Raw genomic sequence first — 19,690 nt, 5'->3', positions numbered from 1 at the left:
AGATGATTCCCGGCGAGTATCTGTTCGCACCGGACGATATCGAGCTCAACGCGGGTGCCGCGGTCCTCGAGCTCGACGTCGTCAACACTGGAGACCGCCCGGTGCAGGTGGGCAGCCACGTTCACTTCCCACAGTCCAATCCAGCGCTCGACTTCGACCGGACGGCCGCGCACGGCCATCGGTTGCATATACCGGCCGGTACTGCGGTGCGATTCGAACCCGGTGTCGCCCAAAGAGTTCGGCTGGTACCGCTACGTGGCCGCCGCGAAGTGCACGGGCTCACGCTCGATGCCCCAGGCAAGTTGGACGGCGATGAGCCGCTTGCGCGAAGAGCAGATGGCCGGGGCCCGGCATGACAAGACTGTCACGGGAGCACTACGCCAAGCTTTACGGACCAACCACAGGCGATCGGATCCGGTTGGCCGATACCGATCTGCTTATCGAGATCACCGAAGATCGCTGTGGCGGACCTGGTTTGGCGGGTGAAGAGGCCGTCTTCGGCGGCGGCAAGGTACTGCGCGAGTCGATGGGACAGAGTCGACTGACCCGTGCCGAAGGAGCGCCGGACACCGTCATCACCGGTGCCATCATCATTGATCACTGGGGAATCATCAAGGCGGACATCGGCATTCGCGACGGTCGTATCGTCGGCATCGGCAAGGCCGGCAACCCCGACATCATGGACGGGGTCCATCCTCAGCTGATCGTCGGCCCGTCGACGGAGATCATTGCCGGTAACGACCGGATCGTCACAGCGGGCGGAATCGACTGTCACGTCCACTTCATCTGTCCGCAGCTGGTCGACGAGGCCATCGGCGGCGGTATCACCACCATGATCGGTGGCGGCACCGGGCCCGCCGAGGGCAGCAAGGCCACGACCGTCACACCCGGCGCCTGGCATCTGGGGCGGATGCTGCAGGCCCTGGATCAATGGCCGGTCAACGTGCTTCTACTCGGCAAGGGGAACACCGTCAACCCCGAGTCCATGTGGGAGCAATTACGCGGCGGGGCAGCAGGTTTCAAGTTGCACGAGGACTGGGGTACCACACCGGCGGTCATCGATGCCTGCCTGCGGGTCGCGGACGAGGCGGATGTCCAGGTCGCGCTGCACTCGGACACGCTGAACGAAACGGGGTTCGTGGAGAGCACGCTGGCGGCCATCGCCGGGCGCGGAATCCACGCCTATCACACCGAGGGTGCCGGTGGCGGTCACGCTCCCGACATCATCACCGTTGCCAGCCACCCGAATGTGATGCCCAGTTCCACCAACCCGACGCGTCCACATACGATCAACACTCTCGATGAGCACCTCGACATGCTCATGGTCTGCCATCATCTCAATGCCGCCGTGCCGGAGGACCTAGCGTTCGCGGAGAGCCGGATTCGCCCGTCGACGATCGCGGCCGAGGATCTACTGCACGATATCGGTGCGATCTCGATGATCGGCAGCGACAGCCAGGCCATGGGGCGCATCGGCGAGGTGGTTATGCGTACCTGGCAGACCGCGCATGTCATGAAGAAGCGCCGTGGCGCACTCCCGGGGGACGGAGCTGCCGATAACAACCGGGTACGCCGGTACGTCGCGAAATACACCATCTGCCCGGCGATTACCCATGGCATCGATCACGAGTTGGGTTCGGTGGAGGTAGGCAAGCTCGCCGATCTGGTGATGTGGGAACCCGCGTTCTTCGGGGTGCGGCCGCACATAGTTATCAAGGGCGGTGCCATCGCCTGGGCTGCCATGGGTGATGCGAACGCCTCCATTCCCACCCCGCAACCCGTCCTGCCACGGCCGATGTTCGGCGCCATGCCCAATGTGGCCCCCGGATTGGCCGTGCATTTCGTGTCACCGACCGCGATCGAGGACGATCTGGCGGCCCGACTTGGGTTGCGGCGCAGACTGGTTCCCACCCGCAATGTCCGTCATCGCGGCAAGGCCGACCTACCGCTCAACGATGCGATGCCGGATATCCAGGTCGATCCCGACACCTTCACCGTGCGCATCGACGGCGAGGTGTGGCAGGAGCAGCCGGCCACGGAACTGCCCATGGCACAACGGTATTTTCTATTCTGATGGGAGCTACGGATACTTCCGGGACCACGGCGTTGCTGCTGTCGCTGGCAGATTCCCGGTTGCCCACCGGTTCACATGTGCATTCCGGTGGGGCGGAGGAGGCCATCGCCCAGGGCCTCGTACGGGACTGCGTGACGCTCAATGCCTTTCTGCGGCGTCGCATTCAGACTCACGGCCTGGTCGCGGCGTCTATCGCCGCCGCCATCACATCCGGGCGGCTGGATCCCGTGCGAGCGGATGCCGAAACGGATGCGCGGACTCCGTCACAGGCCGCCCGGCACGCCTCTCGCGCCCAGGGCCGCGGGCTCCGACGCCTGGCCGGTTCGGCCTGGCCGCAGATCGACTGGAGCCCACACGGTCGGCAGCCGCATCTGGCCGTTGTCTACGGCATCATCGGAGCGGCTACAGGGTTGACGGGACGTGAGATCGCGCTCGTCCTCGTCTACACCACCCTGACCGGGTCGGCCACCGCAGGCCAACGCCTGCTGGCGCTGGATCCGGCGGAGGTGGCGGTGGGCACGCTGGCCCTAATGGGCCTATGCGAGGAGACGGCGACACTGGCCGCCACCGAGCTCGCCAGCTTGTCCGATCCGTTACAGGATGTTCTCGCCGAGCAGCACCTCACACGCGAACGCCCGCTTTTTGTTTCGTAGTTTTTTAGTAGTACTTCTGTAGCACTACCACGATTGGATTGATATGCCACCGCATCTCCTTGACGGCCAGCCCCATCACCACATCGACAGGCCACGTCGTGTACGTCAGCCGGGGGAGCCGCTGCGCATCGGGATCGGCGGACCGGTGGGATCGGGCAAAACCGCGCTGGTCGCCGCGTTGTGCCGCACGCTGCGCGACGAGATCTCGGTGGCGGTGCTCACCAACGACATCTACACCACCGAGGATGCGGACTTCCTGCGCCGGCACGCCGTGCTTCCCGATGAACGCATCACCGCGGTACAAACGGGAGGCTGTCCGCATACCGCGATCCGCGACGACATCACCGCGAACCTGGATGCCATCGAAGATCTGATCGCCGCCAACGATCCACTCGACCTCATCCTCGTCGAATCGGGCGGGGATAACCTCACCGCCACCTTCTCCTCGGGCCTGATCGACGTGCAGATCTTTGTCGTCGACGTGGCCGGTGGTGACAAGGTGCCACGCAAAGGCGGTCCCGGCGTGACGTTCTCGGATCTTCTCGTCATCAACAAGACCGATCTGGCCCCCATGGTGGGTGCCGATCTGGGGGTGATGGCCCGCGATGCGACGGCCGTGCGCCAGGGACGTCCAACCGCGATGATCTCGTTGACCGAGGACCCGACGGCCGCCGAGGTGTTGGCCTGGGTGCGAAATCATCTCGACGAGGCGCGCGCTGCCGACCATGCGCACTGAGGTCGTCCTCATTGCAACCAAGGGGCAGCTGCCGCGGATGCGCTGCTCCGGAAGTCTGCAGGCCCGACTCACCTCCACCGATACCATCCATCTTGTCGGAGTGGCCGCGAGTCCGCTTGGTGGCGATGAGATCTCGGTGCATATCGAGGTGGGTGAGAACGCGGTGTTGCGGGTGCGATCCGTGGCGGCCACGGTGGCCCTGCCCGGCCGCGATACCGTGCACTCCTCGACCGCATGGGCCTGCTCGGTGGAGGGCGAACTGGATCTCGACCCGGCGCCCACCATCGTCGCGGCCAACGCCGCCCACCATTCCCACGTCACGGTGCACGGATCAGCGGGCGCCAGCCTGCGACTACGGGAGCGCGTGCAGATCGGCAGGGCGGGGGAGTCTTCGGGATTCTGGAGCGGCCGGCTTGACGCGGATGTGGGCGATCGCCCCCTGCTACGGCATCGCGTCGAACTCGGTGCGGGATCGGTGACGGATGACGAGCTGGGCTGCCCGTTGGCATTGATCAGCGAACTACGTTATCCAACAATGGATTCCATAGAGACAAGCCCTATCGATGCCACCCTGCTGCACCTCGCCGGCGACGCCACCCTGCTCACGTGGCAGGGACGGCGTCTACCGGCAGATTAGCTTGCGGCCTTTTCTTCTTCCCGCGCAACCTCGTCGCTGGATTCGTCTTCGCCGTTCTTTTCGGCGACGAGCTCCTCAAGTTGGTCCAAACGTGTTCGCGCCCAGGCTTGCTGCTCGGTGATGGCCATCTGGCCCCGCGATCGCGTGACGAAGGCGATGGACCACAGAATCAGCGTCACGAGCCTGTTTTTGAACCCGACGAGGTACACCAGGTGCAGCGCCAGCCACATGAGCCAGGCGATGAATCCGCTGAACTCCAATGGCCCGATCTTGCACACCGCGCTGTAGCGCGACACGGTGGCCATCGACCCCTTGTCAAAGAACTTGAACGGGGTGCGGTTCTCAGGACTGCGGCCACCGAGTTCCGCCTTGATCTGCTTGGCGGCGTAACGACCACCCTGAATAGCACCCTGGGCCACACCGGGCACCCCATCCACGGCCATCATGTCGCCGACCACGTACACATTGGGGTGCCCCGGGATCGTCAGATCCGGACCCACCTTGACGCGACCGGCGCGGTCGAGTTCGACACCCGACTGCTCGGCCAACGTCTTGCCCAGTGGGCTCGCGGATACGCCGGCCGACCACACCTTGCACGAGGATTCGATGCGCTTGGTGGTGCCGTCCGAGTACTTGACGGTCAAACCGTTGCGGTCCACGTCGGTGACCATGGCGCCCAGCTGGATCTCGACACCCATCTTCTCCAGCCGCTTGCGCGCCTTGTTGCCCAGCTTTTCGCCAAACGGCGGCAGTATCGCGGGTGCGGCATCCAACAGGATCACCCGCGCGTCCGTCGGATCTATGTGACGGAAGGTGCCCTTGAGCGTCTCGTTAGCCAATTCGGCTATCTGCCCGGCCATCTCGACTCCGGTGGGCCCGGCGCCAACCACCGTGAACGTCATGAGCTTCCGACGACGCTCGGGGTCACTGGAGCGCTCCGCCATTTCAAAGGCGCCGAGAATCTTTCCGCGCAGTTCCAGGGCGTCATCGATCGACTTCATGCCGGGGGCCCACTCGGCGAATTGATCGTTGCCAAAGTAGGACTGACCCGCGCCGGCAGCGACAATCAGACTGTCGTATGGCGTCTTGTAGTCATGCCCGAGCAGCGTGGAGTGCACGAACTGGTTCTCCAGGTCGATGCCGGTCACGTCTCCGAGAACTACCTGCGCGTTGTGCTGGTTCTTCAAGATCTGCCGGGTCGGCGGCGCGATCTCTCCCTCGGAGATGATCCCGGTGGCCACTTGGTACAGCAGCGGCTGGAACAGGTGGTGCGTGGTGCGCGCGATCAGGGTGATGTCAACGTTGGCTCGCTTGAGTGTCTTGGCGGCGGTGAGCCCACCGAATCCGGAACCGATGATGACCACGCGGTGCCTGGGCGACAGGGCGTCCTTGATCTTGGACTGTGGGTTGGCGGGGTCGGCGACATGAGGCACCGCGGGGCTGGCGGCGTCTGGTGTCGTGCTCATCGATCACTCCTCGTCGAATGGCGTCTCAACTGGGGTTATTAACCTTGATTGACACTTGGTGCAACACCACAACCGTAGTCGGGATTTCCGTGCACGTCGCGTCACTTAGTTTAGCGAAATATCTCACAGAGTCCTTGGCTGCCAGCCCGGATCACGTCCCGACATGGCAAGCATGTGATCGAACCGTGGGGTTCCCGGGGGGACCGGCAGCTGCGGGCCAAACAAACCCGGTGTTCCGCCGTCCGAGGCCAGCGCAGTGAGGAACCCGTACAGACCCGGATCCGTGCCTTCGGGCAGGTCGAACGGCTGACCCGTCGCGGCCGCCAAATCCCAGCCGTGCAGCACTAATTCGTCGAGGGCCACCATCGCCACCTGATCGTTGGGCATGACGGTTCCGGCGATCGTCGCCTCGCCCTCCCAGGATTGCGGCTCCGCCCATGTCACGACGAGATCCGTCAGCCGCTGCGGTAGCAGCGTCCGCCACTCCGGATCGAGGTCCTCCGTGAAGGACGGTCCCGACAGGTCGATGCCCAACGCGGCGGCCTTCTCCGGCTGGACGACAAATCGGAAGGCCATAGACAGACCCATGAGGTGATTCAGCAGCGCACGAACGGTGAGTTCCGCACAGGGAGTCGGGTTACCCAAGTCGTTGTCAGACACTCCGGGAAGAAGTGCTTCCACCGCCGCTGCGGCGGGTTGCAGGCTGAATGGCGCATCCATATCCCACATCCTGCCGAAGGATTGCGCGATACAGACCGAATCCGGCCGACTAGTCCTTGAACAGCGGGCGAAGAGTGCTACCGATCGATTCCACCACGCCGGGGATGTGCCCGTTACCCGGCACGTTGAGGGTGATGGAGTCGATTCCCTGATCGAGGATGCGAGTCTGCACCTGCTCGGCGATCTCTTCGGGGCTGCCCACCAGTGTCCTTCCGAGTACCTGCGCCTTGACATCCTCGGGCAGAGTTTCCAAGTCCAGACCGTTCTTGCGCAGGTGCTCACCGGCCTGTTTCCAGGCTGCGGCCGAATCCTCGTCGACGAACACCGAGAAGAAGGCCGAGGTTTCCAGGGTCGATGGATCGCGGCCGGCCTCCTCGCAGCGCTGCCGCAGCACCGACAACTTGTGCGGGATCTCGTCCAGCGCGCTGAGCAGGTTCAGGTGATCGGCGTACTTCACCGCCAGACCGAATGTCTTCTTCTCGCCGCTGCCGCCGATCATGATCGGGATGTTCGATCGGTAGCGGGGCTCGTTGATGGCGGTCTCGGTGCGGTAGTACTTGCCATCGAAGGTGGGCCGCTCACCGCGCAGCATCGGCGGGATGATCTCCAGCGCCTCGCTCAGCCGCTCGAAGCGGTCGGTGAAGGTGCCGAACTCGAAACCCAGTTGCTGATGCTCCAGCTCAAACCAACCCGCGCCGATACCCAGAATCGCGCGTCCGCCGCTGACCACGTCGAGCGTGGTGACGGCCTTCGCAAGCAGTGTGGGGTTCCGGTACGTGTTGCCGGTGACCAATGTGGAGAGCTGGATGGTGCTGGTGGCACTGGCCAGCGCACCCAGCGCCGTGTACGCCTCCAGCATCGGCTCGTCGGGGGCGCCGATCATGGGCAGTTGGTAGAAGTGGTCCATCACGAAGACCGTGTCGAAGCCCGACGCCTCCGCCTCACGCGTCTGTCTGACGACGGTGGGGAAGAGCTCGGCGACGCCGGTGCCGTAGGAGAAATTGGGGATCTGCAAACCGAGCCGAATGGTCACTCGGTCAGCGTACGCCCGAATCGCAGGTACAGCATTGATCTTGCGTTACAAGGCAATTCGAACAAAAAACCTAGAGTGCCCTCCAGGTCTGGATTAGCGGACGCCGGCGGGAACGCCGCGGCTGACGTGCAGGGTCTGACCGGTGATGTGACGCGCCTGTGAGCTGGTGAGGAACAACGCCAAGCGGGCGATCTCCGCGGCGACCAGCTCCTGCGCATCCCCGACACTGTCGAGACCGTCGTAATTGGCCTCGGCCGGTTGCCCGGGCGCGATGGTGTTGATGGTGATCCCGCGAGTACCCATCCGCTCGGCCTGTTCGGCGGTCCACGCGGACAACGCGGCCTTGGCGGCAGTGGTTGCGCCGGACCGGTCATGGGTGCCCAGCATGCACAGGTTGATGATGGCCGCACCGGAACGCAGGCGGTCCCCGACGGCCTGCACCGTCAGCACCGCGGTCAGCACGCTGGATTCGTACCGGGACAGCCATGCCTCGCCGGTATCGGTGAGGGTGCCCAGATGCGGTCCAGGCTCACTCCACACGGGATTGGGGATGTTGACGATGGCGTCCAGGTACTGGGGGAACAGCTCGACGTTCTCTTCCAGGCTGTCCGGGTCGGCGTTATCGCATACAACGGCATCGACCTCGAGCTCCTTGGCTGCGATCTCCAGCTCGTCGGCGTTGGGCCCGGTGATGACCACGCGATGGCCGGCGTTGCGGAACTCCGCGGCCACCGCTCGGCCGACCTCGTTAACCGCTCCGGTTACCAGTACGTCCATGGCGGGTCCTTCCTCACCTAACTTGCAGACACGGCACCTACACGCTGTCCCGTGCACTTTTCCCTACCGAACCAGCGATGATCCAGCACGATCGTGACACAACCCGGACCTCATACCCCGGATTTGGCGGCCGGGTCGCACGGGTTTGACCCCCAATATTACTGGACGGTAGCAATACCCTTGACCGCCGCATCGGTGGCAGACAATGGCTAGGGTTGTGCCGGTGACCAGCGGACGAATCTTGGGCCCACTAAAGCTCCTCGCGACACTCCTGTTCGCGAGTTCGCTGACCGTGTCGGGCTGCGGCTCACGCACGACCTCCGATAACGACACAGCCAGCACAGGGGCCACGTCGACGGCCACGAATTCTGCCGCCGTCAGGTTGCACGTGCTGGCCGCGGCATCGCTCCGGAAGGCGTTCACCGAAATCGGGAAGAATTTCGAGACCACACACGCGGGGACAACCGTTGAGTTCACCTTCGCCGGCTCCTCAGATCTGGTGACCCAACTCACCCAGGGCGCCGAGGCCGACGTGCTCGCCACCGCGGACTCGGCCAACATGGACAAGGCCTGGAAGGCGCACACCGTCATCAACCCTGTCGACTTCGCCGCCAATACGTTGACGATCGTGGTCGCTCCGGGTAACCCGAAGAGCATCGCCACCTTCGCGGACCTGGCGCGCCCCGGTCTCGATGTGGTGGTGTGCGCTCCGCAGGTTCCGTGTGGTGCGGCCACCACGACCGCCACCAAAGAGATTGGTGTGCAACTGAATCCCGTCAGCGAGGAATCCTCGGTGACGGACGTGCTGAACAAGGTGATCGCCGGGCAGGCCGACGCCGGTCTCGTGTACGTCACCGATGCCAAGGCTGCCGGCGACAAGGTCACCACGGTCCCATTCCCTGAGGCGCGGACCATCGTCAACACCTATCCGATTGCGGTCACCGCGAATTCGCGTAACCCGGAGCGCGCGAACCAGTTCATCGAAACCGTCACCGGGGATGTCGGACACAAGATTCTGGCGGAGGCGGGGTTCGCCGCACCGTGACCCGGTCACCCGGCCTGCCCCGGTGGGTATACCTGCCGGCGGCCGTCGGGGCGCTGCTCATCGTGCTGCCGCTGCTGGCGCTGCTGGTAAAGGCCGACTGGGCTCAGTTCCCGGCGCTGGTCACAAGCCCGGCCTCGCAGGCGGCGCTCCTGCTCAGCTTGAAGACGTGCCTCGCCAGCACGGTGCTGTGCCTGCTGCTCGGGGTGCCGCTGGCTGTCGTCCTCGCCCGCGGGCCCGAACGGCTGACCCGGCTGCTGCGTCCGATGATTCTGCTGCCGCTGGTGTTGCCGCCGGTCGTCGGCGGCATCGCGCTGCTGTACGCCTTTGGCAAGCTGGGGCTGCTCGGCCACTACCTGGATGCGGCCGGTATCCGGATTGCGTTTTCCACCTCTGCCGTAGTCCTGGCGCAGACCTTCGTATCGCTGCCGTTCCTCGTCGTCAGCCTTCAGGGTGCGCTGGCCACGATGGGCGAGCGGTACGACCATGTGGCCGCCAGTCTGGGGGCGCCGCCCACCACCGTGCTGCGTCGCGTGTCGCTGCCGTTGGTGATGCCCGCACTGATATCGGGCACGGTGTTGGCGTTCGCGCGCTCACTGGGGGAATTCGGCGCCACCTTGACGTTCGCGGGATCCCGGCAGGGCGTGACGCGCACCCTCCCACTGGAGATCTACCTGCAACGCGAATCCGACGCACAATCGGCTGTTGCGCTCTCGCTGCTGCTGGTGGCGGTGGCCGCGGTCGTCCTAGCCATCGTCGGTGCGCGGACCTGGCGCCCCGGCGGGTGGCTGTGATGAGCGAACTGCGATTCGACGCCGGACATTCCGGACGCGGTGTGCATGCCGACTTCACGGTCCTACCCGGGGAGACACTGGCGATCGTCGGCCCAAACGGAGCCGGCAAGTCCACACTGCTCGCACTCATCGCGGGTCTGCTTCGACCCGACACCGGCGAGATCCGGCTCGGCGACCACGTGCTGACGAACTGCGCCACAAGCACTTTCGTCCCCACCCACCGACGACGGACGGCGCTTCTGCTGCAGGAAGCGTTGTTGTTCCCGCATCTGACGGTGGCGGCCAACGTCGAGTTCGGGTTGCGCAGCAGGCGACGCGGCCGCGACGAGGTCTCGACCACGCGGGATCACTGGTTGGAATCGGTGGGCGCGCGTGATCTGGCACGGCGTCGCCCCGGCGAGTTGTCCGGGGGACAGGCACAGCGAGTGGCCATCGCACGTGCGCTGGCGACCGAACCCGACTTGGTGCTGCTCGACGAACCGCTCGCCGGTCTCGACGCCGACAGCGCTCCTGCCATTCGGGCACTGCTGGGGCGGGTGCTGGGCCGTGACGGACAAAGTGCCCTGATCGTGACCCACGACATCATGGATGCCGTCGCCATCGCCGACCGGGTGATGGTGCTGGACGGCGGCCGCGTCACCGAGCTGGGTGATACCGCCACGGTCCTGGCGCGCCCGACCAGCCAGTTCGGCGCGCGGTTCGCTGGGGTGAACCTCGTCGACGGCACCGTGGGCGAGGATGGCGCCCTGCACGTCGGCGATTTGGCCATCCATGGTGTTTGGGCCGACACCGGAAGCCATTCGCGTGGCCAGCACGCCGTCGCGGTGTTCGGGCCCCGTGCCGTCGGCGTGCATCTGTCCCCGCCAGGAGGTAGCCCGCGCAACGTCATCCCCGTGTCTGTCACGACGCTTATCGCGCACGGTGACAGCGTCGTTGTAACGGCAACCGCCGGGACCACGATATTCACCGCACATATCACCGCGGCCGCCGCGGCAGAACTAAGGCTGACGCCCGACGCGCCGGCATACTTTGCCGTGAAGGCTCACGAGGTCGTCATTCAGGCGGCGCCATAGCTGGGGACGGGGATTTCGAGAGGAATCACATGTTTGCGTCTGAGCAACCAAACCCCCTGTCACCGCGCCGAATGATCTTGAAGTGGCGCCGCTGGCGGCTTTCGGCAAATCGGGCGCGCCGATTGCCGGTTAGGCTTGCACGTGCTCGACAAACCGGTACGTTCATGGACATGCAGCAACCACGGGCAACATCAGCAGCCAAGCGGGCGCAGCGGGCACGAGTAATAGCAGCTGCCGTCGCGGTCGCCTCGCTGTCCGGGGCAGGAGCCATCACGCTCGTCGCCGCACCGGCCAACCAGGCGCCGCCATCGGTACGCACGGCGGATATCCACCTGGTGACTACCGATGCGCCTCCGCCGCCCGCCCCGGGACAGCCGGCGCCCAACCCGGAGACGCCTACCACCGTGACCACGGCTCCGGCCTCACCGGCGCCCGGCACGCCCGCGCCCGCCGGGGCGCCTGCACCGGCAACTCCGGCACCCGCTGATGCCAGCCGCGTCAACAATGACCAGGGTGGCTTCAGTTTCGTTGTGCCCCAAGGCTGGACACCATCGGATGCACGCAGGCTGACCTACGGATCGGCACTGTTGACCAATCCGGCCGCACCGAACGGAAGCATCCTGCTGGGTCGTCTGGACCTCAAGCTTTTCGCGGGCGCCGAGCCCGACAACCAAAAGGCCGCCCGCAGACTCGCCTCGGATATGGGCGAGTTCTTCATGCCGTACCCGGGTAACCGCCTCAACATGGAAGATCAGAGCTTCGAGGTCGCGGGCATGCCCGCGGCATCCTCGTACTACGAGGTCAAGTTCGACGACGCCGCCAAGGACCCCGGCCAGATCTGGTCCGCGGCCGTGGGCAAGGGTAAAGACCGTTGGTTCATCGTGTGGCTCGGTACCTCCGCATCACCGGTGGACAAGGGCGTGGCGAAGGCCCTGACCGAGTCGATCCGTCCCTGGACCCCACCGACTCCGCCGACACCTCCGGCCGGGCAGCCGGTTGATCCCAACCAGCCGGCCCCGCCACCTGCGGACCCGAACCAGCCGCCGCCCCCGCCGGCCGATCCCAACCAGCCACCGCCACCGCCGGCTCCCGCGGCACCAGGTGCGCCGGCCCCCGAACCCGTTCCCGCGGGGCAGCCCGTACCCCCACCAGCACCACCAGCGCCCGGCGTCCCGGTCTGACATCCGGTAGGCGGCCAGTTCATGGATTTACATTCGCGAACCGCCGCTTTTCCTGCGGTATTCATCCGGAGGCATTCCGCTGTTAGACCTGAATTCGCGTCCCGGTACGGGTGGCGCAATACCCCACGCGCATTGTCGCGAGGGCTATCATCGATTTAGCTCACATTCGCTCAGCGATTTAGCAGGAGGATGAATGATCGACATTGCTATGACGGCAGAACTTCTCGCGCGCTCGACCACAACGACCAGCGTGGGGATCGTCGGATACCTGATCATCGGCGCGCTGGCCGGCTGGATCGCCAGCAAGATCATGGGCACCGACCAGCAGATGGGACTTCTTCTCAATATCGTTGTCGGCGTTATCGGTGCATTCCTCGGCGGATTTTTGCTGAGTTTCGCATTCAACACCGCTAGCGGTGGGTGGTGGTTCACCTTCTTCACCGCAATACTCGGGGCTGTAGTTCTCCTATTCCTCGTCAAATTGGTCACCGGGAAGAAGTAGCCCAACGCTTCCTCACGTTGCGAAAACGGCGATGGTGAGGAGGCTGTGACGCCCGGATAACCTCGGTGGAAGCATTCGGGAATCTGATTCACTCACCATGACAGGGTGACTGATCTCAGCGCGCCGCCCACCGCGCGCCGTGCCGCATGCTCGTATTGCGGTGTCGGCTGCGGTGTGGTGGTGCGCTCCGACTCGGGCCCAACGGGCTCGGGCCCGCTCACCATCGCGACCGTCGAGGGCGATGCGCTGCATCCGAGTAACCACGGCCGCCTGTGCACCAAGGGCGCCACCCACGCACAGCTGATGGCCACCGACGGGCGCATGACGACGGCGCATATTCGTCCCGCGCGCGGGTCGGAGCCTGTTCCCACACCGCTGGCGGCAACAACCACCGACGCGGGACGGCGGCTGCGCCAGATCCTCGACACCCACGGCCCCGATGCGATCGCCCTGTACGTGTCCGGTCAGATGAGCCTGGAAGCGCAGTATCTCGCCAACAAGCTCGCCAAGGGCTACATCCGCACCGCACATATCGAATCCAACTCTCGGCTCTGCATGGCAAGCGCCGGCACCGGGTACACCCAATCTCTCGGTGCGGACGGACCGCCTGGGTCGTACTCCGATATCGAGCAGAGCGACCTGTTCCTCGTCATCGGTGCGAACATGGCCGACTGCCATCCGATTCTGTTCCTGCGCATGGCCGACCGGCTAGGCAGCGGAGCACGGCTGATCGTGGTGGACCCACGACGCACCGCCACCGCCGAGCGAGCCGATCTGTTCCTGCAGATCACTTCGGGTACCGACCTTGCCCTGCTCAACGGACTATTGCATCTGCTGGTCGAGAGCGGAGATATTGACCAGGAGTTCATCGCCGAGCACACCGAGGGCTGGCCGGGTATGCCGCAGTTCCTCGCCGCCTATTCGCCCTCCGCGGTCGCGGCCGTCACAGGGCTGGCCGAGGACGATATCCGCACCGCCGCGCGGTGGATCGGGGAGGCGCGCGAGTGGATGACGTTGTGGACCATGGGCCTCAACCAGAGCACCCACGGCACCTGGAATACCAACGCGATCTGCAATCTGCATCTGGCGACCGGGGCCATCTGTCGCCCCGGGAGTGGACCATTCTCATTGACCGGCCAGCCAAATGCGATGGGCGGCAGGGAAATGGGCTACATGGGGCCGGGGCTGCCGGGCCAGCGGTCTGTTAAGTCTGCCGCCGATCGGGCCTTCGTTGAGCAGCAATGGCAGCTGACACCCGGTTCCATCCGTGCGGAATTCGGCGCCGGTACGATCGACATGTTCGCCCAGATGGCGGCCGGGGACATCAAGGCGTGCTGGATTATCTGTACGAATCCGGTTGCCTCAGTGCCGAATCGGCAAAATGTGATCGACGGACTGCGCCGCGCCGAGCTGGTGATCACCCAAGATGCCTACCTGACTACGGCCACCAACGAGTATGCCGATGTCATGTTGCCCGCCGCCCTGTGGGCCGAGTCCGATGGCGTCTCGGTCAACTCGGAGCGCACGGCGACGTTGACCAACCGGGCCATCGATGCCCCGGGCGATGCCCGCCCCGACTGGCATCTGATCTGCGATATCGCCGCCGCGATGGGATTCGGGGATGCCTTCGACTACTCCTCGAGCGAGGAGATCTTCGAAGAGATCCGCGCATTCTGGAATCCGCGCACCGGATACGACATGCGTGGCGCGAGCTATGCCCGGCTTCGGCAGGGCCCGGTGCAATGGCCGTGCCCGCCGAGTGATTCGGGGGACTCTGCGGATAGACATCCGATTCGCTACCTGAACGACGGGGTCAGCCAGGACCTGCACGTCGACGAAAACGGCACCGTGCCGCGACTGGCGTTTCCCACCCCGTCGCGCCGAGCCGCGTTTCACGCTCGGGCGCACCGCGATCCCGCAGAACTTCCCGGTGACGGATACCCCATGATCCTGAATACCGGTCGTTTGCAACATCATTGGCATACTCTCACCAAAACTGGCCGCATCAGGACGCTCGATCGACTCCATCCGTCACCGTTCGTGGAGGTACACCCGCACGATGCCGTGACACTCGGAATCGTCGAGGGCGATATCGTCGAAATCGCCTCACGTCGCGGCAGCGCCGAGCTACCGGTGATCGTCAGCGAGAATGTCAAGCGCGGCAGCTGTTTTGCCCCCTTTCACTGGAATGACACGCAAGGGCCGGGCCTGACGATAAACGCGGTGACCAACGACGCCGTCGACGCGGATTCGCTGCAGCCCGAGTTCAAGGTCAGTGCCGTCGCACTGCGCCCCACCGGGCGGACGGTCGTCGATGGAGCATCCGACTCGCAGGCACAAGCACTGGGGGACATAGCAATTCTGTGGACATCGCAGACCGGCAACGCCGAGACCGCGGCCATCTCGGTGCACGACCTCCTGGAAGCGGCGGGGATATCGGCCACACTGACCGCGATGGACGAATGCGACCCAGTCGATCTCGGCCAGGTCCGCACGGCATTGGTCATCGCCAGCAGCTTCGGGGAGGGCGGGCCACCCGATAACGGCGCGCGGTTCTGGTCCTCGCTCGCAGGACTCTCGGAGGGAACAAAACCCTTGAACCACATGCGTTATGCGGTGCTGGGATTCGGCGATCGTGCATACGCGGATTTCTGCGGCCACGCAAAGGCTCTCGACGCCCGGCTGCAGGAGCTGGGCGCCGTCCCGGTACTCGGCCGAGTGGATGGCGAAGCCACCAACCGATCGCTGGTCGCGTCCTGGACTGCGGATCTTCTGGAGGCGATCGGGGAGGGCACCGCCGCCAGCACCGAGACGGTCCGGCGGCTGCGCAGCGATGGGCTGCCCGCAGCCGCTCCGGAACCCTTCACCCGTGCCGCACCCATTCTGGCGGCGTTGTCGCACAACGAGATTCTTTCCGCGCCCGACTCCGATAAGGAAGTACGGCGAATCGAATTCGACCTGTCCGGTCACGATGTCGATTACTCGGTGGGTGACGCGTTGGGAATCTATCCGACGAACCGCGAGGATGACGTCCGACGCTGGCTCGACGCAACCGGTTTCGACGGAGAGCTGCCGATCACGATCGACGGGGGCGAGCTTCCGTTGGCCACCGCCCTCGCCGAGCACTACGACATCTGTCGCGTTACCGACGATCTGCTGCGTTTCATTGCCGAGAGGCGCAGCGACAAGCCGACCATCAAGTTATTGCGCGGTCGCGATAGCACGGCACGTGAGCGGTGGTTGCAGGGCCGCAACGCCCTCGACGTGCTGCGCGAGTTTCCTATCCGCGCCGATATCGACGAATGGCAACAGGTTCTCATCCGCCTGACCCCGCGCCAGTACTCGATCTCGTCGAGCCCCCTGGTCAGCCCGCGATCCGTCGCGCTGACGGTGTCCATCGTCCGGTACCGCGGGCCGGACGGCTCAGCGCGCGGCGGCGTGGGCTCGACCTTCCTGGCCGACCGTGCGCAGCGACTTCCTGTCCCGATCTTTCTGCAGCGATCTCCGCATTTCCGCCCACCCGGTACGTCGGACACGCCGATGATCATGATCGGCCCCGGAACCGGTATCGCGCCGTTCCGAGGGTTCCTACAGGAACGTCGCGCGCTCGGGCATACCGGACGCAACTGGCTGTTCTTCGGCGACCAGCACCGCGCCCAAAACTTCTACTACCGCGAGGAGCTCGACGGATTCCTACGCGACGGCTCCCTGCGTCGCCTCGATCTCGCCTTCTCGCGTGACCAGGACAAACGCATCTACGTCCAGCACCGCATGCTGGAGCAGGGGGCGCAGTTGTGGCAGTGGCTGTCCGAGGGCGCACACCTGTACGTGTGCGGAGATGCCAGCCGCATGGCTAAGGATGTCGACAACACATTGCTCACGATCGCCCAAAAGTACGGGCGGATGTCGGGGGAAGAGGCACTCGAGTTCCGTAAGGACCTGGTAGCCGAGAAACGCTACGTCCGCGACGTCTACTGATCGCTGCGGTGCCAACGCGACGCTATAGTCGCATTGCGCGATGGATCTCGCCGGGGCTTGTCCCGAACCGCCACTGACGGCTGATAGTTCCTGTGTTGATGAGACGTAACACGATGGGGCCCGCATGTGACAGGTCGATACCGCGAAGAGCGCAGCGAGTCCATGCGGCCCGTCCATCTGCGACCTGCGGCGCTGCTGTGGGTATTCCTCGGGGGCATGTGTGGGACCGGATTGCGGTATTGGTTCGAGCAGATGTGGCCGGCCTCAGGCGCTTCGTGGCCCTGGGGGACATTCGCGGCCAACCTATCCGGAGCATTCATCCTCGGCGCGCTCCTCGAAACCGTCACTCTGTTGGGATCCGATAGCGGCTGGCGTCAGCGCGCCCGGCTGTTCCTCGGGACTGGTCTCTGCGGCGCGTTCACCACGTACAGCGCGCTCGCGTTGGAGGTCAGCACGCTCACGCGCCACGGCTTTCCGGGCATCGGCCTGGGGTACGCATTGGTCAGCGTTGCGGCGGGTTTGGGCGCCGCGCTGGCCGGGATAGCCACCGCGGCAAGAGCACTCGCGCGCTATTCGGGGGGTTCCGGGTGATGGACATCGCCTTTGTCATGGCCATCGTCGTGGCCGGGGCCCTGGGCGCGGTATTGCGGTTCGTCGTCGATTCGGGCATCAAACATCGATGGACCCATCGGTTCCCCTGGACAACGTTGCTCATCAATGTCTCTGGGTCGGCACTCATCGGCGTGCTGGCCGGAGTGGTGATCTTCCACCACGCGTCATCCGATCTACTTGCCATCCTCGGAACCGGCTTCTGCGGCGGCTACACGACCTTCAGCACCGCCAGCGTCGAATCGGTGAGGTTGATCGAGCAGCGGCAATGGTCCCTCGCGCTGTACAACACATTTGGCACATTGCTCGGCACCATCGGGGCATGTGCCGCCGGGCTGGCGCTCGGGTGGCTGTTGGCGTGAGGATATAGCTATGGCCGAGTCGCCCGCAGTGCATCTGGTCGTCGGATGGGACAGGTATCCGCCGAGCACTGCCGCGCTGCACTTCGCGATCGATCTGGCCCAACGGCTCGACGCGTGCGTGCACATTGTGCACATTCTGGACATGGACGACGAACCGTTGGACCCCGACACCAACAGTTGGGAGTCCCAGGCGCCCACGGCTGTGGCCGCTGACGAGACCGCGGCTCGTGAAGAGCTCACCGGCAGCGACGTGTCCTGGGAATACCACCGCGCGCATGGGCGTGCCGCAGCTGCGCTTCTCGCGGTGGCACAGCAGTACGAGGCACTGATGATCATTCTCGGGAGTCCGCGCGGAGGACCCGCATCTGCGCTCGACACTCTTCTCGGACAGTCGGTGTCACATCGCCTCATCGGCGCAAAGAGGGTTCCACTCGTCCTCGTACCCGCCATCTGACTGTTTGCGCATAGCGAACGTTTCTGCGGTAGCCTGGCGCGGTGCGTGGCAAATGCCGAACCGGGTCGACCGTCAGCCACGGTCCAGTCACGATCGACGGGGTGACAGTGGTATTACGCCCGCCCCGGCTGTCGGATGGCCCATCCTGGCGGCAAACCTGCTTGAGGTTTACCGAGAGGCTGTCACCAGCGTTCGGTCGCGATGATATGGACTGGGAGAACGCTCACTCACCCGTCATGTGGGCGTACACCTGGCGCACGGCCCTCGCCGATGCGAGGGCGGGTGGCGTCTCGTATCTTTTGGTGCGCATGGACGACGAGATCGAGAGTGTTGTCGGCCATTTCTTCATGGCCGGACGCGATCCCCGCACGGGCGGCGCCGAGATGTCGACCTGGGCCGCCGATGTTCCGCCTGCCGTGAGTGCGTGGGCGCTGCTGACTACCGTCCTATCCGCATTCGAGGGAAATCCCAATATCCCGTTTGTATTGGCGCCCGCCGCGGCATCAAATGTACGTGCGAACAGGTTCTTTGCATCGATGGATTGGGTTCAGCTGCAGACACGTCGCGCGCTGCGCAGGTACGACGGGCAGGTATCTGACCATCACATATGGATGCTCGCGAATACATCCGAGGGTCGGGATGCGGTTAGGCACCGCTTAGCAGAAATTGCCTCTACCGAAAGACCTTTCACGCCCTCCGCGCACCGCACGCCAAGCCTGGAGTATCTCGTGGCATGGGGCAGACACCAGGCGATCCGCACCAAGCAGGTATGCAACGTCATGCTGCAATCAACTCCACGCCAGAACGCACTCGAAATCTCGCCCAACAGTGGGGAATTGGTGCGCATCGAGCCCACAGCTCAAGACCGATACCGCGTCTCGGTGGCCCAGCGTCCTTGCGGTTCGGTTGAGGTTCATTCCGATATTGGCACGTCGACAACGGAATTGGTGCCACGATTCAGCTCGTGGGCACCTGACAACGCCCGCGTATCAGCGGTATCCGCACTTGCGAGCCATCTCGCAGACCGCCCGGACGGGTCTCGCCGGACGGTCGTTGCCGTCCGCGACATTGACACCTCGCTCGCGAATCGGCTTGCATCGCTTGGCTTTATCGACGAGGGCGAGGCGCCACCGACCCTGGGCGAAGTGGCAACCCCCCGGCGGATGTGGACGCAGATCAGAATCCGCTAGTCACCATGGGCACGCGCGTAGGCCTCGGCCAACAGCGGCCGGATGACTTCAGCGAAGGTGCCCTCACCGGGATTGACCACGCATACCCACTTGGCGCCCCCGTATTCGGGATGCGGCAGGACTCGATCGAACTCCGCGTAGTCGATGTCGGCCGTCTCGTCGCCGGGCATCTCAACGACCCCGGCGAAGGTGTCACCACTGACGCCGATATTGAGCCGGTACACCGATGGGCGCGCCAGATCCGAGTATTTGTCGAACGCCTCATTCGACATCAGGGTGATGACGGGCACCTGCCGCTTGGTGCCGCCGAAGAAGAACCAATTCCCCTCGACGACCTCGTGCTGGAGGTCCGGGAAGGTCATGATGATGTACTCGATGATGGCTCCCTCATCCATGCCATAAACCTACC

Annotated in this window: 20 protein-coding genes and 1 riboswitch; of the genes, 15 read left to right on the top strand and 5 right to left on the bottom strand. The window is 64.6% G+C overall.

Annotated features, from left to right (window positions below; translation table 11 throughout):
• The first annotated feature begins 2 nt into the window (after positions 1–2).
• Genes AB0H22_RS23100 through AB0H22_RS23080 form a run of 5 tightly spaced genes read left to right on the top strand, consistent with a single transcriptional unit; the run spans position 3 to position 4,100 of the window.
• Positions 3–356: an urease subunit beta gene (locus AB0H22_RS23100; RefSeq protein WP_358149396.1), complete on the top strand. Its 354-nt coding sequence runs from the start codon at positions 3–5 to the stop codon at positions 354–356.
• On the top strand, positions 353–2,074 hold the full coding sequence (locus AB0H22_RS23095) for an urease subunit alpha (RefSeq protein ID WP_180750135.1): 1,722 nt from the start codon (positions 353–355) through the stop codon (positions 2,072–2,074). Before AB0H22_RS23100 ends, AB0H22_RS23095 begins: the two co-directional genes overlap by 4 nt.
• Complete coding sequence (locus AB0H22_RS23090) at positions 2,074–2,727, top strand: urease accessory UreF family protein (protein ID WP_358149294.1); 654 nt, start codon at positions 2,074–2,076, stop codon at positions 2,725–2,727. Before AB0H22_RS23095 ends, AB0H22_RS23090 begins: the two co-directional genes overlap by 1 nt.
• Positions 2,728–2,770: 43 nt before the next feature.
• Positions 2,771–3,463 carry an urease accessory protein UreG gene (ureG, locus tag AB0H22_RS23085; RefSeq protein ID WP_180750137.1) on the top strand — a complete coding sequence of 231 codons (693 nt, stop codon included), beginning with the start codon at positions 2,771–2,773 and terminating at the stop codon, positions 3,461–3,463.
• On the top strand, positions 3,453–4,100 hold the full coding sequence (locus tag AB0H22_RS23080; protein WP_358149291.1) for an urease accessory protein UreD: 648 nt from the start codon (positions 3,453–3,455) through the stop codon (positions 4,098–4,100). The genes ureG and AB0H22_RS23080 overlap by 11 nt, the downstream gene beginning before the upstream one ends.
• On the opposite strand, the gene AB0H22_RS23075 is transcribed toward AB0H22_RS23080, so the two are convergent.
• From AB0H22_RS23075 to AB0H22_RS23060, 4 genes are all read right to left on the bottom strand, one after another.
• Positions 4,097–5,566, bottom strand: a complete 1,470-nt coding sequence (locus AB0H22_RS23075) for an NAD(P)/FAD-dependent oxidoreductase (RefSeq protein ID WP_358149289.1) — start codon at positions 5,564–5,566, stop codon at positions 4,097–4,099. The two genes, AB0H22_RS23080 and AB0H22_RS23075, sit on opposite strands and share 4 nt — an antisense overlap.
• Positions 5,567–5,689: 123 nt before the next feature.
• A complete protein-coding gene (locus tag AB0H22_RS23070; RefSeq protein WP_358149286.1) occupies positions 5,690–6,286 on the bottom strand; it encodes a TIGR03086 family metal-binding protein in 597 nt (198 codons plus the stop codon).
• A gap of 49 nt (positions 6,287–6,335) precedes the next feature.
• Positions 6,336–7,319 (bottom strand): LLM class F420-dependent oxidoreductase, encoded by a 984-nt coding sequence (locus tag AB0H22_RS23065; RefSeq protein WP_180750141.1) that lies wholly within the window; start codon positions 7,317–7,319, stop codon positions 6,336–6,338.
• A gap of 93 nt (positions 7,320–7,412) precedes the next feature.
• Positions 7,413–8,096 (bottom strand): SDR family oxidoreductase, encoded by a 684-nt coding sequence (locus AB0H22_RS23060; protein ID WP_180750142.1) that lies wholly within the window; start codon positions 8,094–8,096, stop codon positions 7,413–7,415.
• 223 nt (positions 8,097–8,319) lie between these two features.
• Between AB0H22_RS23060 and modA the strand changes: the two genes are divergently transcribed.
• From modA to AB0H22_RS23010, 10 genes are all read left to right on the top strand, one after another.
• On the top strand, positions 8,320–9,141 hold the full coding sequence (gene modA / locus AB0H22_RS23055; RefSeq protein WP_358149282.1) for a molybdate ABC transporter substrate-binding protein: 822 nt from the start codon (positions 8,320–8,322) through the stop codon (positions 9,139–9,141).
• Positions 9,138–9,932, top strand: coding sequence for an ABC transporter permease (locus tag AB0H22_RS23050; RefSeq protein WP_180750144.1), 795 nt, complete (start codon positions 9,138–9,140; stop codon positions 9,930–9,932). Before modA ends, AB0H22_RS23050 begins: the two co-directional genes overlap by 4 nt.
• Positions 9,932–11,005, top strand: coding sequence for an ABC transporter ATP-binding protein (locus tag AB0H22_RS23045; RefSeq protein ID WP_358149280.1), 1,074 nt, complete (start codon positions 9,932–9,934; stop codon positions 11,003–11,005). The genes AB0H22_RS23050 and AB0H22_RS23045 overlap by 1 nt, the downstream gene beginning before the upstream one ends.
• 170 nt (positions 11,006–11,175) lie before the next feature.
• Complete coding sequence (locus AB0H22_RS23040; RefSeq protein ID WP_180750146.1) at positions 11,176–12,186, top strand: APA family fibronectin-binding glycoprotein; 1,011 nt, start codon at positions 11,176–11,178, stop codon at positions 12,184–12,186.
• Positions 12,187–12,379: 193 nt separating this feature from the next.
• Complete coding sequence (locus tag AB0H22_RS23035; RefSeq protein WP_180750147.1) at positions 12,380–12,688, top strand: GlsB/YeaQ/YmgE family stress response membrane protein; 309 nt, start codon at positions 12,380–12,382, stop codon at positions 12,686–12,688.
• Between the two features lie 180 nt (positions 12,689–12,868).
• Entirely contained in the window at positions 12,869–16,666 is a 3,798-nt protein-coding gene (locus AB0H22_RS23030) for a bifunctional nitrate reductase/sulfite reductase flavoprotein subunit alpha (RefSeq protein WP_358149393.1), read from the top strand.
• 27 nt (positions 16,667–16,693) lie between these two features.
• Positions 16,694–16,766, top strand: a riboswitch (Fluoride riboswitch).
• 62 nt (positions 16,767–16,828) lie between these two features.
• Positions 16,829–17,257, top strand: coding sequence for a CrcB family protein (locus tag AB0H22_RS23025; protein WP_358149391.1), 429 nt, complete (start codon positions 16,829–16,831; stop codon positions 17,255–17,257).
• A gap of 17 nt (positions 17,258–17,274) precedes the next feature.
• Positions 17,275–17,637, top strand: a complete 363-nt coding sequence (gene crcB, locus AB0H22_RS23020; RefSeq protein WP_358149389.1) for a fluoride efflux transporter CrcB — start codon at positions 17,275–17,277, stop codon at positions 17,635–17,637.
• A 10-nt stretch (positions 17,638–17,647) separates the two neighbouring features.
• Positions 17,648–18,091, top strand: coding sequence for a universal stress protein (locus AB0H22_RS23015; protein WP_358149276.1), 444 nt, complete (start codon positions 17,648–17,650; stop codon positions 18,089–18,091).
• A gap of 206 nt (positions 18,092–18,297) precedes the next feature.
• The gene (locus AB0H22_RS23010; protein ID WP_358149274.1) at positions 18,298–19,281 is read left to right on the top strand and encodes a hypothetical protein; all 984 of its coding nucleotides are present in this window, start codon (positions 18,298–18,300) and stop codon (positions 19,279–19,281) included.
• Here the strand turns inward: AB0H22_RS23010 and AB0H22_RS23005 are convergent.
• The gene (locus AB0H22_RS23005; protein ID WP_180750151.1) at positions 19,278–19,676 is read right to left on the bottom strand and encodes a DUF6194 family protein; all 399 of its coding nucleotides are present in this window, start codon (positions 19,674–19,676) and stop codon (positions 19,278–19,280) included. The two genes, AB0H22_RS23010 and AB0H22_RS23005, sit on opposite strands and share 4 nt — an antisense overlap.
• Positions 19,677–19,690: the final 14 nt, after the last annotated feature.

This window comes from Mycobacterium sp. NPDC050853, assembly GCF_040653875.1.
Classification (GTDB): domain Bacteria; phylum Actinomycetota; class Actinomycetes; order Mycobacteriales; family Mycobacteriaceae; genus Mycobacterium.
This window is presented reverse-complemented; position numbering and strand designations above follow the sequence as displayed.